This window comes from Micromonospora sp. C81 (assembly GCF_018070425.1).
Lineage (GTDB): Bacteria > Actinomycetota > Actinomycetes > Mycobacteriales > Micromonosporaceae > Micromonospora > Micromonospora zamorensis.
The window spans coordinates 1-15,823 of sequence record NZ_JAGPXS010000017.1; the positions used below are offsets into that span (position 1 = coordinate 1).

17 protein-coding genes are annotated in these 15,823 nt (G+C 72.0%); 11 read left to right on the forward strand and 6 right to left on the reverse strand.

What is annotated here, in order from left to right; all coding sequences use genetic code 11:
• The 4 genes from KBX46_RS24460 to KBX46_RS24475 all read right to left on the reverse strand — a co-directional run.
• On the reverse strand, positions 1-758 hold a 758-nt coding region (locus KBX46_RS24460; protein WP_210794221.1), incomplete at its 3' end, for a lytic polysaccharide monooxygenase.
• A gap of 118 nt (positions 759-876) precedes the next feature.
• Complete coding sequence (locus tag KBX46_RS24465) at positions 877-1,332, reverse strand: GNAT family N-acetyltransferase (RefSeq protein ID WP_210794222.1); 456 nt, start codon at positions 1,330-1,332, stop codon at positions 877-879.
• Between the two features lie 19 nt (positions 1,333-1,351).
• Positions 1,352-2,293, reverse strand: coding sequence for a DMT family transporter (locus KBX46_RS24470; protein ID WP_308159681.1), 942 nt, complete (start codon positions 2,291-2,293; stop codon positions 1,352-1,354).
• Positions 2,294-2,471: 178 nt separating this feature from the next.
• Complete coding sequence (locus KBX46_RS24475) at positions 2,472-2,732, reverse strand: Prokaryotic metallothionein (RefSeq protein ID WP_099851461.1); 261 nt, start codon at positions 2,730-2,732, stop codon at positions 2,472-2,474.
• 154 nt (positions 2,733-2,886) lie between these two features.
• Here KBX46_RS24475 and KBX46_RS24480 point away from each other — a divergent pair, with 154 nt between their 5' ends.
• From KBX46_RS24480 to KBX46_RS24490, 3 genes are all read left to right on the forward strand, one after another.
• Positions 2,887-3,162, forward strand: coding sequence for an isoamylase early set domain-containing protein (locus tag KBX46_RS24480; protein WP_088946839.1), 276 nt, complete (start codon positions 2,887-2,889; stop codon positions 3,160-3,162).
• A 108-nt stretch (positions 3,163-3,270) separates the two neighbouring features.
• Positions 3,271-4,017 carry a lytic polysaccharide monooxygenase gene (locus tag KBX46_RS24485; RefSeq protein ID WP_210794223.1) on the forward strand — a complete coding sequence of 249 codons (747 nt, stop codon included), beginning with the start codon at positions 3,271-3,273 and terminating at the stop codon, positions 4,015-4,017.
• A gap of 64 nt (positions 4,018-4,081) precedes the next feature.
• Complete coding sequence (locus KBX46_RS24490; RefSeq protein WP_210794224.1) at positions 4,082-4,735, forward strand: DUF305 domain-containing protein; 654 nt, start codon at positions 4,082-4,084, stop codon at positions 4,733-4,735.
• A 77-nt stretch (positions 4,736-4,812) separates the two neighbouring features.
• On the opposite strand, the gene msrB is transcribed toward KBX46_RS24490, so the two are convergent.
• Positions 4,813-5,217: a peptide-methionine (R)-S-oxide reductase MsrB gene (gene msrB / locus KBX46_RS24495; RefSeq protein ID WP_088946842.1), complete on the reverse strand. Its 405-nt coding sequence runs from the start codon at positions 5,215-5,217 to the stop codon at positions 4,813-4,815.
• 47 nt (positions 5,218-5,264) lie between these two features.
• Here msrB and ligD point away from each other — a divergent pair, with 47 nt between their 5' ends.
• Both ligD and KBX46_RS24505 read left to right on the forward strand, forming a co-directional pair.
• Positions 5,265-6,302: a non-homologous end-joining DNA ligase gene (gene ligD / locus KBX46_RS24500; protein ID WP_210794225.1), complete on the forward strand. Its 1,038-nt coding sequence runs from the start codon at positions 5,265-5,267 to the stop codon at positions 6,300-6,302.
• Between the two features lie 62 nt (positions 6,303-6,364).
• Positions 6,365-7,615, forward strand: a complete 1,251-nt coding sequence (locus KBX46_RS24505; RefSeq protein ID WP_210794226.1) for an HNH endonuclease signature motif containing protein — start codon at positions 6,365-6,367, stop codon at positions 7,613-7,615.
• 88 nt (positions 7,616-7,703) lie between these two features.
• Here KBX46_RS24505 and KBX46_RS24510 read toward each other — a convergent pair whose 3' ends face one another.
• Positions 7,704-8,042, reverse strand: a complete 339-nt coding sequence (locus KBX46_RS24510; RefSeq protein WP_307871521.1) for a helix-turn-helix domain-containing protein — start codon at positions 8,040-8,042, stop codon at positions 7,704-7,706.
• A 70-nt stretch (positions 8,043-8,112) separates the two neighbouring features.
• Here KBX46_RS24510 and KBX46_RS24515 point away from each other — a divergent pair, with 70 nt between their 5' ends.
• The 6 genes from KBX46_RS24515 (at position 8,113) to KBX46_RS24540 (ending at position 15,823) form a co-directional block, all read left to right on the forward strand.
• Positions 8,113-8,868, forward strand: a complete 756-nt coding sequence (locus KBX46_RS24515) for a hypothetical protein (RefSeq protein ID WP_210794227.1) — start codon at positions 8,113-8,115, stop codon at positions 8,866-8,868.
• Positions 8,869-8,987: 119 nt separating this feature from the next.
• On the forward strand, positions 8,988-9,422 hold the full coding sequence (locus KBX46_RS24520) for a DUF2975 domain-containing protein (protein ID WP_231927257.1): 435 nt from the start codon (positions 8,988-8,990) through the stop codon (positions 9,420-9,422).
• Positions 9,422-9,637, forward strand: a complete 216-nt coding sequence (locus KBX46_RS24525; RefSeq protein WP_088946848.1) for a helix-turn-helix transcriptional regulator — start codon at positions 9,422-9,424, stop codon at positions 9,635-9,637. Before KBX46_RS24520 ends, KBX46_RS24525 begins: the two co-directional genes overlap by 1 nt.
• Positions 9,634-9,795: a hypothetical protein gene (locus KBX46_RS24530; protein WP_210794228.1), complete on the forward strand. Its 162-nt coding sequence runs from the start codon at positions 9,634-9,636 to the stop codon at positions 9,793-9,795. Before KBX46_RS24525 ends, KBX46_RS24530 begins: the two co-directional genes overlap by 4 nt.
• Positions 9,796-9,929: 134 nt before the next feature.
• Positions 9,930-13,118 (forward strand): ABC transporter permease, encoded by a 3,189-nt coding sequence (locus KBX46_RS24535; RefSeq protein ID WP_210794229.1) that lies wholly within the window; start codon positions 9,930-9,932, stop codon positions 13,116-13,118.
• Positions 13,115-15,823 carry an FtsX-like permease family protein gene (locus KBX46_RS24540; RefSeq protein ID WP_210794230.1) on the forward strand — a complete coding sequence of 903 codons (2,709 nt, stop codon included), beginning with the start codon at positions 13,115-13,117 and terminating at the stop codon, positions 15,821-15,823. Before KBX46_RS24535 ends, KBX46_RS24540 begins: the two co-directional genes overlap by 4 nt.

The window sequence follows — 15,823 nt, forward strand, 5'->3', positions numbered from 1 at the left end:
GGAGTGGTGGGCGGCGGGGTCGTCGGCGGGGGAGTGGTCGGTGGCGGGGTGGTCGACCCACCGCCGAAGTCGACGTCGCTGCACAGGTAGTACGACTGGTCCAGGTGGCTGGCCTGCCAGACGGTGTAGACGATGTGCCGCCCGGTGCGTCCCGACGCGTTGACCGGGATCTGGATGGAGACGCCACCGGTGTCCGGGTTCCACTGCGACGCCGGGGTGTTGCCGATCTGGCCGGCCAACTCCAGGTCGTCCCAGCCGAGCGGCTCGGTGAGCGCGTTGAAGCCCTGCTTGGTCACGTACACCCGGATGTAGTCGGCGCCGTGACTGGCCTGGTCGAAGAAGCGGAGCCGGAAGTTGTTCGACACCGAGGTGGTCTTCCAGGCGCCGATGGTGTCCAGCGAGTTGTAACGAGGGCTCTGGGTGCGCCCGCCGCTGCACAGCTGGCCGTTGGGAACGGCACCCTGGTGGTTGCCGCCCACGCCCTCACGGAACAGGCCGTTCCAGTTCCACATGGCGGCCGGATCGGCCTGCCAGGCCTGCCAGCACATCGGGTCCTCGGTGGCCATGCGAGGGTTCTGGAAGTCGTCACCCCAGCGCTGCCAGCAGCTGTAGTTGCGCGAGGCCGGGTCGACGACCGAGCCGTGCGCGGAGGCGGGCCTGGCCTGGATGGTGGTCAGCGCGGTGGTCAACAGGAGCGCGGCGGCTGTCGCGATGGCGAACAACCAGAACACGCGTCGTGATCGGATGAGAGTGGACATGGAGCCCCCGGGGGGATGAGGTCGGACGACGACACCCGGACCGACGGGAGTTGCCCACTCCCGCGCCTACTCGCTGGCTCCTGCGATGGCTCTACCCGGCACCATGCCAGCTCGATCGTCAGACGTCAATGGCATCGCGTCGCATCGGCGTGTGCGGGATGCCGTCCTCGACGTAATCCGGGCCGCTGACCGCGAAGCCGTGCCGGGTGTAGAAGGCGACCAGGTGCGACTGGGCGTCCAGCACGCAGGGCCGGTTGCCCACCACCTCCAGCGCCGCGGTCATCAGTCGGCCGGCCTGCCCGCCGCCTCGCGCCGCCGGTGCCACCACCACCCGACCGATCCGGGCGGTGCCGTCCGGGTCGGCCAGGATCCGCAGGTACGCCAGCGGCGCGCCGCCGTCGGTCAGCCAGAGATGCCGCGTGCCCGGCTCGACGTCTCGCCCGTCGAGTTCCGGGTACGGGCAGTTCTGCTCCACCACGAACACGTCGATGCGCAGCTTGAGCAGGTCGTGGAAGGTGCGGGTGTTCAGGTCGGCGAAGGAGGCCGTCCGGATCTCGGTGGTCTGCGAGGGCATCCGACGATGGTAGGCCGCCTCACCTGGTGCCCCGTCGAGGTGCCAGGTAGGTGGCGGCCACGGCGGTGAGCAGCAGGACGCCACCGGCGACGACCGGCAGCGGAAGCGGCTCGTGCAGCAGCGCCACCGCCAGCGCCGCGGCGGTGAGCGGTTCGAGCAGGGTCAGCACGGCGGCGACGCTGCCCGGGGTGGTGCGCAGCCCGGCGTAGAACAGCGCGTACGCCACCGCGGTGGTGATCACGCCGAGGTGCAGCAGCAGTGCCACCGTGTCGGGGCGTACCGGCACGCTCACCCCGGCGACCACGGCGAACGGCGCCAGAGTCAGCGCTCCGACAACTGTGGAGATGGTGGTCAGCGTCATCGGTGCGACGCGCTGCGACACCTGTCGGCTGATCAGGGTCGTCACCGCGTACCCGAGGCCGGAGCCGGCAGCCGCGAGCAGGCCGAGCAGCGGCGCGGGCGCCGCGGCGGTCGGGTCCGCCGTCGCCCCGGTGATCAGGGCGAGACCGACCACGGCCGCGACCAGCGTGGCGAGACGCAGCGGGCCGGGGATCCGTCGGGCGCGCGCCGACTCCCAGGCCGCGGCGAGCACCGGGGCCAGGCCCAGGCTGACGACGGTGGCCACGCTGACGCCGGCCCAGGCCACGGCCGCGAAGTAGAGCGCCTGGTAGAGGCCGAGGCCGACGCCGGTGAGCAGCAGGGGTACGGGTGCCGCGCGCAGGGTGGCCAGGATCGCGCCGAGCCGACCGGCGGTGCACGCCAGTAGGACGAGCGCGGCGATCGCGAGGCGGTGGAAGCCGATGCTCACCGGGCTGAGCCCGGTGCTGTCGTGCAGGAGTTGCACCGCCACACCGGTGGTGCCCCACAGCACGCCGGTGACGGTGATCTGGATCAGGCCGGTGCGGGCCTGGTCGACGGCCGGCGCCGAGGCAGCCGGTTGCACCGTACGGGAAACGGACACGGATGCGCTCCGAAGGATGAGCCGTTGACGGGGACGACGTCGACGGAGCGCGTACGGCGGCGAGCCGGGTCGGGTCAGGTCACCCGATCGGCGAGAGGCGCGGCGCTCCGCTCAGGAGCGCGGCGGGGGCAGGACGCCCAGCAGTGGCCGCATGGGGACGACCGTACCGCAGGCGCGGTCAGGCCGGGCGTGCGCCGACGGCGTCGCGGATCTCCGCGCCCACGTCGCCCTCGACGGCACGGGCGCAGTGCCCGCAGCAGAAGAAGCGGCCGTTGACCTCGACGCCGTGCCCGACGATCTTGATCTGACAGTGTTCGCAGATCGGCGCCAACCGGTGGATCGCGCACTCGAACGAGTCGAACGTGTGCACGTCACCGCTGACGGTGCGCACCTCGAACGCCATCCAGTAGTCGTTGCCGCAGACCTCACACGTTGCCACTGAAACCTCCCATATCATGACATGTATCTACAGACTGCTCTCGGCTAGGCGGCTCGCGAGGCGAAATGTCGAGGTGCAGGAGTTGTGGCGGCGTGTCGGCGTCGGCGTGTTGTCCGTTGTGTGGGGTGAACCGCCGCAACCCCGGAGGATCACAGTGATCAAGCGCAACAAGCTCTTCGGCAACCAGACCCGGGTCACCTTCTGCCTCCCCCGGGACGCCCCGCCCGGCCCGGTGAGCGTGGTCGGCTCCTTCAACGGGTGGGAGCCGGGCCGGCACGAGATGGTGACCCGCCGCGACGGCACCCGGACGGTGACCGTGAAGCTTCCCCCGGGTGAATACCGGTTCCGCTACCTCGCCACCGGCGGCGTCTGGCTGGACGACGAGTCAGCCGACCAGGTCGACGACCGGGGGAGCCTGCTCCGGATCTGAGGGAAAACTCGCCACCATCGATGGATTTATCGATGGGAGTCTTTACTGTTAACAAAGTTTAAATTACCTTGAGGGGCACCCACCGTACCTGGAGAAGGAGCTGCCCCGATGCGTCGAAGAATGACCATTCCGCTGGTGGCGGCGGGTGCTGTCGCCGCCACCCTCACCGTCGCCGCCCCCGCGCAGGCGCACGGCTACGTCTCCGCCCCGCCCAGCCGGCAGGCGCTCTGCGCGCAGGGCCGGGTGCCCGACTGCGGGCAGATCAAGTACGAGCCGCAGAGCGTCGAGGGCCCCAAGGGCCTGCGCAGCTGCAACGCCGGAATCGCCCAGTTCGCCGTCCTCAACGACGACAGCCGGGGCTGGCCGGCCACCTCGGTGGGCAGCTCGCTGACCTTCACCTGGGTGAACACCGCCCGGCACGCCACCAACAACTGGGAGTACTGGATCGGCAACACCCGTGTCGGCGTGGTCAACGGCAACAACCAGCAGCCGGGCGCCACCGTCTCGCACAACGTCAACCTCGGCGGCTTCTCCGGCCGGCAGAAGATCCTCGCGGTGTGGAACATCTCCGACACGGCGAACGCCTTCTACTCCTGCATCGACGTGCAGATCGGCGGCGGCGGGTCGAACCCGACCCCGACCCCCACCCCCACCCCTTCACCCACCCCACGGCCCACGCCGACCGCCACGCCGACCACTCCGCCCGCGCCGGGCGGCAGTTGGACGACGGGTCGGGCGTACCAGGTCGGCGACCAGGTCACCTACGGCGGAGCCACCTACCGCTGCCGGCAGGCGCACACCGCGATTCCCGGCTGGGAGCCGCCGAACGTACCGGCGCTCTGGCTCCAGGTCTGACCGCACGGGTGCGGCCCATGGCCGCACCCGTGTTCGCCGCCCTCGCGTGAACGGAGCACCCGGCATGCCTCGCCGTACCCGTCTGGCGTCAGTGATCGCCGCTCTGCTGCTCGCCGGCGGCTGCGCCGGGTCGCCCACGTCGAACCCGTCAGCCCGGCCGCAACCGGCGCCCGCGTCCCCGGCCGGGTCGGCGGCGGCCGGGTCCGCGGATGCCGGTTCCCCGGGCGCCGGAGCCTCAGGCGCCGGTGCCGCCCCGGCCGGGGACACGATCGACGCCGCCACGATGAGCGGGATCGACGTGGTGTTCCTCAGCACGATGGTCGGGCACAGCGAACGCACCCTGCAGATCGTCCGGTTGGCTTCCGACCGGCTGCGCGACGACGCGCTGCGCACCCTGGCCGCCGCCATCGAGGCGACCGAAGCCGACGAGCTGGCCGCGATGCGTGGCTGGTTGCCCACTACCGGGCCCGGCGCCAGCGCGGCCGCCCACCACCACGAAGGGCACGGCGACGACGCCGCGCTCGACCGGCTGCGGACCGCGCCGGGCGCGGACGTCGACCGGGTGCTGCGCGAGGTGCTCGCCGACCACCAGCGGTCGGCCGCCGACCTGGCCCGGGCCCAGGTCGACGTAGGCCGCAACGAGCGGGTCCGCGACCTGGCCCGGCGCATCGAGCAGTCCCGGACCGCCGAGGTCGAGCTGTTGAGGGGTACGCCCTGAGCGTGATCGCGCCCTGAGCGTGATCGCGCCCTGAGCATGGTCACGCCCCGGGCGTGGTTATGCCCGGGGTGCCCTGGTCAGCGGGGTTCCAGCTTGATGGAGACCGAGTTGACGCAGTGCCGGGTGTCCTTCGGGGTGAAGCCCTCGCCGTGGAAGACGTGCCCGAGGTGACTGTCGCAGCGGGCGCAGCGGATCTCCGTACGCGCCATGCCGAGGGTGCGGTCCTCGATTTCCTTCACCCGGCCCGGAATGGCGTCGTCGAAGCTCGGCCAGCCGCAGTGCGAGTCGAACTTCGTGTCACTGGAGAACAGCTCCAACCCGCAGGCGCGGCAGTGGTAGACGCCCTGGGTCTTTGTGTCCACGTACTCGCCGGTCCACGGTCGCTCGGTGCCGGCCTCCCGTAGGACGTGGAACTCCTCGGGGGTCAGTCGGACCCGCCACTCGTCGTCGGTGCGGGGCAGCTCATTGTCGTCAAGACTCACCCGTCAACGGTACGTCGAAGGTCGGGGTCGTGGCATAAGGTCGCGGGATGGCTGGCACCAAGGCAGCGGTCACCGAGGTCGAGGTGGCCGGGCACAGCGTACGGCTGAGCAGTCCGGACCGGGTGATCTTCCCCCAGCGGGGGTTCACCAAGGCGGACGTCTTCCACTACTACCTCGCCGTCGGCGACGGGATCATGCGCGCCCTGCGGGACCGGCCCACAACGCTGCAACGCTTCCCCGAGGGCGTCGAGGGTGAGGCGTTCTTCCAGAAGCGGGTGCCCACCCGAGGGGTGCCGCCCTGGGTGACGACCGCGCAGATCACCTTCCCCAGCGGTCGGAGCGCGGCGGAGCTGTGCCCGGTCGACCTCGCACACGTGGCCTGGGCGGCGCAGATGGGCACCATCGTGTTCCACCCCTGGCCCGTCCGCGCCGCCGACGCCGACCGGCCCGACGAGCTGCGCATCGACCTGGACCCACAGCCCGGCACCGACTTCGCCGACGCGGCCCGGGCCGCCGGGGAGGTTCGTGCGCTCCTCGACGAGCTGGGCGTGGCCGGTTGGCCGAAGACCTCCGGCGGCCGAGGTGTGCACGTCTACCTGCGAATCCAGCCCCGTTGGACGTTCACCGAGGTGCGCCGGGCCACCATCGCGCTCGCCCGGGAGGTGGAACGCCGCCACCCCGACCTGGTCACCACCGCGTGGTGGAAGGAGGAACGCGGCAGCCGCGTCTTCGTCGACTTCAACCAGATGGCGCGTGACCGCACGATCGCCTGCGCGTACTCGCTGCGGGCCAACGCCCGGGCCACCGTCTCGACCCCGGTCACCTGGGACGAGCTGCCCGACGTCGACCCGGACGACTTCGACCTGCGCACCGTCCCGGCCCGGCTCGCTGAGCGCGGCGACCCGCACGCCGGCATCGACGACGCACCGTGGGACATCACCCCGCTGCTGGAGTGGGCCGACCGGGACGCCGCCGCCGGTCAGGGCGACCTGCCGTACCCGCCGGACCACCCGAAGATGCCCGGCGAACCCAAGCGCGTGCAGCCCAGCCGCGCCAAGCGCACCCCCGACGACGACAACGCCTGACCGGCCGGGCCTCGCTTCTCGCGGGGCCGGAACTTGTCGTACACCTGTTCTAGAGTTTGGGTGTGATCGATGAGTTGGCGCGGGCGGAGAGTGCGGTGGCGACCTGCGCCGACGCGGCCGCCTGGCCTCTCACCGAGCACGAGCTGATCGCGGCGCTCGACGCCGCACATCGCCTGGAGCAGCGTCTCGCCGCCGTGAAGCTGGCGTTGGTGCGTGAGGTGGACGGTCGGGGCACTGCGGTCGCGCAGGGCGCGTCCAGCACCGCGGTCTGGTTGCGTGAGCGACTGCGGTTGACCATTCCGGCGGCCCGCCGGTTGGTCGATCTCGCGGCCTGCGTCGACGCAGCCCCGACCGCCGTGCGGGATGCGCTGGCGGCCGGGGCGGTCAGCGTGGAGCAGGTGCGGGTCATCGCCGACACCGTCGCCACCGTGCAGTCGGTCGCTGGGCCGGAGGTGGCCGACAAGGCCGTCGGTGTGCTGGTCGACTGGGCCGGGCAGTTCGATCCCATGCTGCTGCGCAAACTCGGCACCCGCATCCTCGACCACGTCGCACCCGGCATCGCCGACGCCGCCGCCCGCGCCGCACTCGACGCCGAGGCCGCCCGGGCAGCCCGCGACCGGCACCTCACCGTCTCCGAGCAAACCGACGGTCGGCTGCGCCTCACCGGCACCCTCGACGCGGAAGCCGCCGCGCTGCTGCGCGCCGCCATCGACCCCCTCAGCGCACCCGCCGGCCCCGACGACCAGCGCTGCGCCGGCCAGCGCCGCCACGACGCCCTCGCCGACGTGTGCCGCCTCGCCCTGCGCACCGGTGAGCTGCCCGACAGCGGCGGCGACCCCGCCCAGGTCGTCGTCACCACCAGCTACAACGGGCTGACCCGGCAACTGGGCGACGGGGCGCTCGACACCGGCCTGCACCTCACCCCGGAAACCGTGCGCCGGCTCGCCTGCGACGCCGCGATCCTGCCGGCCGTGCTCGGCGGCACCGGTCAGGTTCTCGACGTGGGCCGGCAGCGCCGACTCGTCACCGGCCCGCTGCGCCGCGCCCTCGTGCTGCGTGACGGCGGCTGCGCCTTCCCCGGCTGCGACCGACCACCCCGCTGGTGCGACGCCCACCACATCCACCACTGGGCCGACGGCGGCCCCACCAACCTCAACAACGCCGTCCTACTCTGCGGCCACCACCACCGACACCTCCACCACACCGACTGGACCGTGCGGCTCGGCGACGACAACCACCCCGAATTCATACCGCCGGCCTGGCTCGACCCCGACCAACTCCCCCGCCGCAACCGCTACCACCGACGGACGTAGGCAACCGGTACCGGTCACCGGTGATCTGCGAGAAGTGCGAGGTCGAAACCGAGGTGCGACGCAGCTTCTCTGCGTCGGTTCTCGTGGCTCATCCATGCATCCGAGCGCGTGCCTGCTCGATGTCGGAGGCGTGCGCGACTGCCCATTCGCCGACGGCGATGACCAGTGGCAGAAGTGAGCGGCCCAGGTCGGTGAGCGCATATTCGACACGCTCCGGTGTCTGTTGACGGCTGATCAGCCCGTCGCTCTCCAGGGTGCGCAGTGTGCGGGTGAGGATGCGTCGGCTCAGACCGTGGATGGTGCGGTCGAGTTCGTTGAAGCCGTGGGGGCGTTCGCGGAGCACCGCGAGAACGAGAACGCTCCACTTCTCGCCTACGCGACGCAGCACGTCGGTTGCCGGACACGCCGCGCGGTCGGCCGGGGTCACGGGTAGCTGCAATGCCGGTGACATCGATGTGCCTTCTTTCGAGTGGGCCGACAGAAGCCAACGATGAAGTATGCGCACAGTGGTGATTGCGGGTGGGACACGTGGCATCGGCGGTGCCCTTGCCGACAAACTGCGGCGAGCCGGAGATCGGGTGGTCGCGATCGGCAGTGCCGACGCCGACCTCACCTCGGTCCGGCAGACCTCCGCACTGGCAGACCGGTTACCGGACAAGATCGACGTGTTGGTACTGGCGGCAGGGCGTTTCGACCAGCGGCGGATCGTCACCGATGAGGGCTTCGAGCAGACCTTCGCGATCCACGTCCTCGGTCGCTATCTGCTCGCCGAACGGCTCCGCCCGGCATTGGAACGTGCTCAGACACCGGTCATCCTCAACCTCAGCGGCACCGGCGGAATCCGGGCCGGCCGAATCCACTGGGACGATCTGCAGCTGGCCAGCGGATACACCATGTTGAAGGCGACGATGCAGGGCGCACGCGCCAACGACCTCCTCGGCGCCGGCTTCGCCGCGCACAACCCGAACAGCCCAATCCGATACGTGCTGTACAACCCGCTGTTCGTCGACAGCGGTATGCACCGTCAACTCCGCCAACCGATGCGCGCCCTCGTAGGGGCGTCCGCCGCGCTCTTCGGATCCTCCACCGCTGACGCTGCCACCCTCCTGGCGGCCCTGCTGGCCGAGCCGCCGGCCGCTCGGCTGACGGCGCTGCGGCGCGGCGCGCCGGTCCCTCTCACGCGACCGGAGTTCGACCAGTCGGCGGCTGCCCGGCTCTACACGGTCCTTGCCGAGCTGACCGCTGCCGCGTGAGTCGCCCTCCAACGCCCCGACGGCGCCCCGGTTCGCCGATTGACTTTCGATAGGTAACGAGCGAAACTCGATGCATGGTTACGGAGCATCGAGCGGTAGCCGCTCTCAGAGTCTTTCTCGTGGTGCTGTTCGGGGTGCTGGTCGTGTTCCAGACCCTCTCGCTGCCAGGGCAGTTCGCGTACATGGCCCAGGAGTCGCCGGAGGACGCCTACCTGCGATGGCCGGCGACCATCGTGACGGTGTTCTGGGTGCTGTGCGTGCAGGTGGTCATCGTCGCGACGTGGCAGTTGCTCAGCCTCGTCAAGAACGACCGCATCTTCACCGAAGCGTCCCTGAAATGGGTGGACGCGATCGTGTGGGCCATCGGCGCCGGGTGGGCTGTGCTCGTGGGCGTCTTCCTCTACGTCGGCTTCAACGCGGATGACCCGGGCGTGCCGCTGCTGCTGTTCCTGCTGACGGTGGGCGTCACCGTGCTGGGGCTCCTGATGGTGGTGATGCGTGCGCTGCTGCGGCAGGCGACCACGCTGCGGACCGACATGGAAGCGGTGATCTGATGCCCATCGTCGTCCGCATCGACGTCGAGTTGGCCAAGCGCAAGATGAGCGTCGGCGAGTTCGCCGAACGCGTCGGGCTCACTCCGGCCAACGTGGCGGTGCTGAAGAACGGCCGAGCCAAGGCCGTCCGCTTCAGCACCCTGGAAGCGATGTGCCGGGTGCTCGACTGCCAGCCCGGAGACCTGCTCGAGTGGGTTGAGGAGGAAACCTCATGAGGTACGTCCTGACCGTCGTCGCCGTTCTCGGCGTCGCGCTCGGTGTCGCCGGCATCGTGCACGGGGAGGCTGACGACTCGCCCGGTCTGCAACTCCTCGGCGTCGTGCTCGTGATCGGCGCGTTGGCGTTCGGCATCCGCAACGTCAGGGGGCGGTAGCTGACCGTCCGAGGCGCACGGGCCGGGGTGAGCTGACCCTCTCGTAGTAACGATCATGTAACGGGCGCGAACCTTTCCCGGGGGGTGGCCTGTCTTGATGGTCGTCGGCCCACCGGGGCCAGGGGAGGCGTCGGATGAAGCTGGTGTGGAGGCGGGCCCGCGAGGCGCGAGGGCTGCTGGTTGCCGCGGTGATCGCCGCCCTCGTCGCCGTCGCGTTGGTTACCGGGCTGTCCGACTACAACCGCCGGGCGGTGGACGCCGGGCAGCGTGCCCTGGTCGCCGCCTCGCCGGCCGAGGAACGCGGCCTGTTGGTCAATGGCTCAGGTGGGCGTGACGCGGCCGAGTTCGCCACCCGGGACCAGGCGGTCCGAGCCGAGTTCGCCAACGGGCTCGCCGGTGCCCCGGTCAGCGTCGCCGCCGCCCGCTACGGCACCGGCCGGGAGCTGACCGGCGATCTCGGGCAGGTCACCCGTCCGGACGACGAACCGGTCTTCGCGAACCTGGCCACGCTCGACGACCTCGCCGCCCACGCGGAGCTGACCAGCGGAGCCTGGCCCAGCCCGGGTGCGAACCCCGTGCAGGTGAGCCTGCCGGAGCGGGTCGCCGGCACGCTGGGCCTCAGCGTCGGCGAACGCATCCCGGTGCGTGACCGGGCCACCGAACGACGCGGTGAGCTGGTCCTCGCCGGCACCTGGCGGCCCCGCGACCCGACCGACGCGTACTGGCTGCTGGCCCCAGGGGTGGGGGCGGGCAGTGCCGGTTCCGGCACCTCGTACGGGCCGTTCACCCTCGACCCGGTCGACTTCGTCGCCACCTCGCCGGGGTCGGTGTCGGCGTCGTGGCTGGCCGAACCGGACCTCGCGGGCGTCGACACCGCCGATCTGCCCGCCGTGCGGAAAGCCCTCACCGAGGCGACCTCGGCCGTGCCCGAGGCCGCTCAGCTCGGCAGTTCCGGGCAGACGGTGACCAAGATGGAGACACTGCTGGACCGGATCGCCCGCGCCGACCTGGTGGGTCGTTCCTCGCTGGCCACCCCGCTGTTGCTGATCCTGGTGCTCGGTGGGTACGCGCTGGTGCTGGTCGCCGCGCTCCTGCACGAGGACCGCCGCCCGCAGACCGCGCTGCTGCGAGCCCGCGGCGCCGCCCGTCGTCAACTGGCTGGACTGGCCGCTCGCGAGGCGACCCTGGTGGTCGCCCCGGCCGCCGTGCTCGGTCCGCTGATCGCCGGCGAGGCGCTGCGGTTCGTCCGACCCGGCGGGTCGGCCGACCTCTCCACCGCCGGTGGCAACACCACACTGATCTGGGCGGCCGCGGCGGCCACCGCGGCCGGTTGCCTCGTCGCCATGGTTCTCCCGACGCTGCGCAACGCCGGCACGTACGTGGCCGACATGGCCGCCCGGTCCCGGCCGGACCGGTCGGCGAGCATCCAACGTGCCAGCGTCGACCTGGTCCTCGTGGCGCTCGCCGTGCTCGCCTGGGTGCAGCTACGCCGGTACGCCTCCCCGCTGGCCGGCTCCGGCGGTCGACTCGGGATCGACCCACTGCTGGTCGCCGCCCCGACGCTCGGCGTGCTGGCCGGCGCCGTGCTGGCGCTGCGGGTGCTTCCGCCGCTCACCCGGTTCGCCGAGCGGTTCGTCGACCGGCGGCCCTGGACGGCCACCATGTTCGGTATGTGGCAGGCCGGTCGGCGTCCGCACGCCGGCCCGGTGCTCCTGCTGGCCCTCGCCGTCGGTGGCAGCACCCTGGCCTGGTCCCTGATCAGCACCGGGGAGCGGTCCCAGGTCGAGCAGGCCGGACACACGGTCGGCGCCGACCTGCGGGTCACCGAACGGACCGGCGCCGCTCCGCCGACCCGGGGCGACCAGCTCGCCGCTCTGCCGAGCGTCAAGCGGGTGCTCCCGGCGTGGCGGGACGAGATACGGGTCGGCCGGGAGGACCTCCAGGCGACCGTGATCGGTGTCGACGCGGCCAGCGCCGCCGGGGTCGTCCGTCTCGCCGACCGCCTGAGCGACGGAACCGCGTCGACACAGTTCGAGCGGATGGTCAAGGCACGGGGAGCCTTCGCAGGCGTCGAGCTGCCCGCCGACGCGCGCGCGATCACCGGCACGGTCCGTACCCCGGTGAGCAACGCGAGCCGGCCGGTTCAGGTCGCGGTGACGCTGCTGGTCACCAGCTCCGACGGTCTCGCCCTGCGGCTGCCCGCGGCCAACTCCGCCAGCGACGGCCGGACCACCCGGTTCACCGTGCAGCTGCCCGACGCCCGCGGGGCACGGCTGCGGCTGACCGGATTCGAAGCTGACGGTGGGTTGGCGGCCGGCAACGCCTACCGACTCCAGATCGACGGGCTGACGGTGGTCAACGCCGACGGCACCACAGCGCCCGCCGGTCTGAGCGGTAGGTGGACGATGACGGCCCCCCGCGAGCAGCAGCCCACGCCGGTGCGGACCACTCCCACCGGGTTCGCCGCGGTGCACCCGGTGGACGTGATTCCTGGCGGGCAGTTCCTGTACCAGCCGCCGACCCGGTTCACGATCGTGCCCGGCGGGGAGAGCGAGCCCATCGCGGTCCTGATGACCCCCGGGGTCCGTGAGGCGCTGAGCCTGCGCGTCGGCGACACCGTCGACCTGACGCTTTCCGGGACGACGCTGCCGGTCCAACTGGTGGGCGAGCTGAGTGCGGTGCCGACCACCACCGGGGAAGGCATGCTGCTGGACCTGCCCGCGGCCGTCGACGCGCTGGTCCGGGGCAATGGCACGATGCGACCCGTACCGGAGTGGTGGATCGGCGCCGACGACGCGACGGCCGCCGCCCAGGCGGCCGGCGAACTGTCGGGCGTCACAGTGCTCAACCGGGAAGCGGTGTACGAGTCGGCCGCCGACGACCCGTACTGGCAGGGCTCGCGTACCGGAATGCTCGCCGCCGCGCTCGGCGCGGTGCTGCTCGCCCTCGTCGGCCTGATGGTGGACGTGTGGGCCACCGCGCGACACCGGCTCGGCGAGTTCGCGGTGCTGCACACCCTCGGCGCCACGCCTGGGCTGCTGGCCCGGGCGTTGCTGGCCGAACAGACGTTCCTCGCCGGCATCGGCGTGGGGGTCGGGTTGTTACTCGGTGCCGGAGTCGGCGCCACCATGGCGCCACTGGTCATCCTCACCTCGGCCGCCGATCGGCCGATCCCTCCGGCGACGTTCGCGCTGCCCTGGGTGCCGATCGGCCTGACCGCGGTCGGCCTGCTGCTGGCGGCGCTCGCCTTCAGCGCGTTCATCGCCGCCGGCATCCGTCAGCGGGTGGCGGCGGTGCAGCTGCGAATCGGGGGAGAACGATGAGCGTCGGCGCGGCCGTCCGGCGGGTCCGGGCGTACGGCGGGCAGTTCCTGCTGCTGGCGGTGCTGACCCTGGTGGTCACACTGCTGATCAGTGGGGTGCCCCGGTTGGTCAACCGGCTCGCCGAACAGGGCCTGCGGGCGCAGCTGAGCAGTGAGCCAGCCGCCCGCCGGGACATCTCGTACACCACCGGGGTGGTGGCCGCGACCTCCAGGAACACGGCCATGGGCGGCGCTGCCGAGCGGTTCGACCGCCTGGCCGCGGAGATGCCGCCGCAGGTGCGGTCGGCGGTGACCGAGCGGTGGTACAACGTGGACTCCCCGGCGGCCCGCGTGGTCGGCCCGGATCTCGCGGCTCGCAACCTGCTGGTCGACCTGGGCCTACGCGCTGTGCCGGACATCCAGGACGCGGGCACCCTCGTCGAGGGGGCGTGGCCGAGCGAGACCTACATTCCCGAGCGGCCGATCGAGGTGGCGCTCGACGTCGACGTGGCCGGCAGGCTCAACCTGCGCGCCGGCAGCCAACTGCGCATCGGCAACGCCGATGACAAGGGCAAACTCTCGGACGCTGCCCCGATGGTGGTGTCCGGGCTGTTCCGCCCCGTCGACCCCGCAAACGGCATCTGGGATGGGCTGCCACAGCTGCTGCGGATCATCGAACCGCCCGGTGACGCCCAGGCGTTCGTCATCGTCGGCGTGGTCGCCCAGTCGGCCCTCAACAAGCGGGTCGCGGCGGGCTGGCCGGTCCAGTACAACTGGCGATACCGCCTGGGCGCCGACCGGATCGACGCACGCGAGCTGGACCAGATGATCGACGGTCTGCAGACGATGCAGCGCACCCGGCCCCAGGACCTCACGTTGACCCAGGGCGTCGACGTCCCGTTGCGCGCGTTCGCCGCCCAGGTCGATGCCGCCCGGACCCTGCTCGCGGTGATCGCCGCCGGGGTACTGGCCACTCTGGCCGGGCTCATCGTGCTCGCGGCCAGCCTCGCTACCCGACGGCGCCGCTCGGAGTTCGTGCTGCTGCGGGCCCGTGGAGGCGCGGCCACCGCCGGTGCTCGGCGCAGCCTCGCCGAATCGCTGCTGGTGGTGCCGGTCGCCGCCGCGCTGGGCTGGTGGCTCGGCACCCTGTTCCCGGGCGAGCCGGACCCGACCACGCCGTACGTCATCGCGGCGACCGTCCTGGTCACGCTCGCGCTGCCGTTGGCGACGCTGGCCGTACCGGGCGGTGCGGCAGCCCGCCGTGACCTGATCCGGGTGCGCCCCTCGGCCCGCCGGCTCACCGTCGAGGTCTCCCTGCTGCTGCTGGCCGGGCTCGCCGCGGTGCTGCTGCGCCGACGTGGCCTCACCCTCGGCGAGGTGGACCCGCTGCTCGTGTCGGTGCCGGTGCTGCTCGCGGTCGCGGCGGCGGTGCTCGCGCTGCGGGCGTACCCCTGGCCGTTGTTGCTGGTCAGCCGGCTTGCCGCACGGACCCGGGGCAGCGTGGCCTTCCTCGGCACGGCGCGGGCCGGCCGTTCCGCCGTCGCAACCCCGCTGGTCGTCGTGGTGCTGGCGATCGGCACCGCGGCGTTCTGCGCGGTCGTCGCCGCCGGCGTCGACGCGAGCCGGGAACGGGCCGCCGAGCAGATCGTGCCCGCCGACGCGGTGATCCGCGGGGAGCGGATCGCGCCCGACACCATCGACGAGTTGGGTCGTCTGCCGGGGGTTCGAGCCGTCACGCGGATGCTGTACCAGGCGGACGAGCGGCTGGCGGTCGACGAGATCGGCACCGACGCGTGGGTCGCGCCGACGGACGTGCTCCTGGTCGACGGCTCGGGGCTGGATGCGGTGGCCCGCGAATCCGAGGTCGACCTGTCGGTGCCGCCCGCGCTGCTCGCCGCCCGGCCGGGGGAGGGTCCGCTGCCGGCGATCGTCTCCCCGGCGGTCGCCGCCGACCTGGCCAAGGCCGGGCTGAACGACTCGGCCTTCATCTCGGTGCAGGGCCAGCGGTACGAGTTCCGGGTGGCCGACACCCGGGAGGGTTTCCCGCTGTTGTCGGCGAACACCAGCCGGTTCGTGATCCTGCCCTGGCAGGCGCTGCCGGAACGCACCACCACACCCGTGCCGACCAGCCTGCTGGTCGCCGGGGACCCGCTGGACGCCGAGGCGCTGCGCGTCGCCGGTGACCAGGGGCAGGCACGCTACCAACGCGACGGAGCGGTCACCGGTCGGGACCGCCCACTCGGGGTCACCGTCGACACCCGCGCCGACGTCCGCCGGGAACTCGGCGACGGCGGTGCGAACGGGGTGCTGGCCTTCGGGTTCGTGGCCGGCGCCGTCGGCGGCACCGTGCTCGGGCTGCTGGCCATCGCGTTCACCGTGCTGGCCGGGGCGCGTGCCCGGGGTCAGGTGCTGTCCCGGCTGCGTACCCTCGGCCTGTCCCGCCGGCAGTGGCGAGGGCTGCTGCTGGTCGAGTTGACCCCGCTGGTCGCGGTGTCGGTGCTGACCGGTGCGCTGGTCGGTGCGGTGCTGCCCCTGCTGCTCAACCCGGTGCTCGGCCTGTCCGCGTTCACCAGTGGTGTGCCGGTCCAGGTGGCTTTCGAGCCCAGCCTGGTCGCCGCGGTGCTCGCGCTCGGGGCGGTCGCCCTCGGCTTCGCGGTCGCCGTCGAGGCCCTGAACAACCGCCGGTTGCGCCTCGGTGAGGTGCTTCGGCTCGGAGAGGAGAGCTGA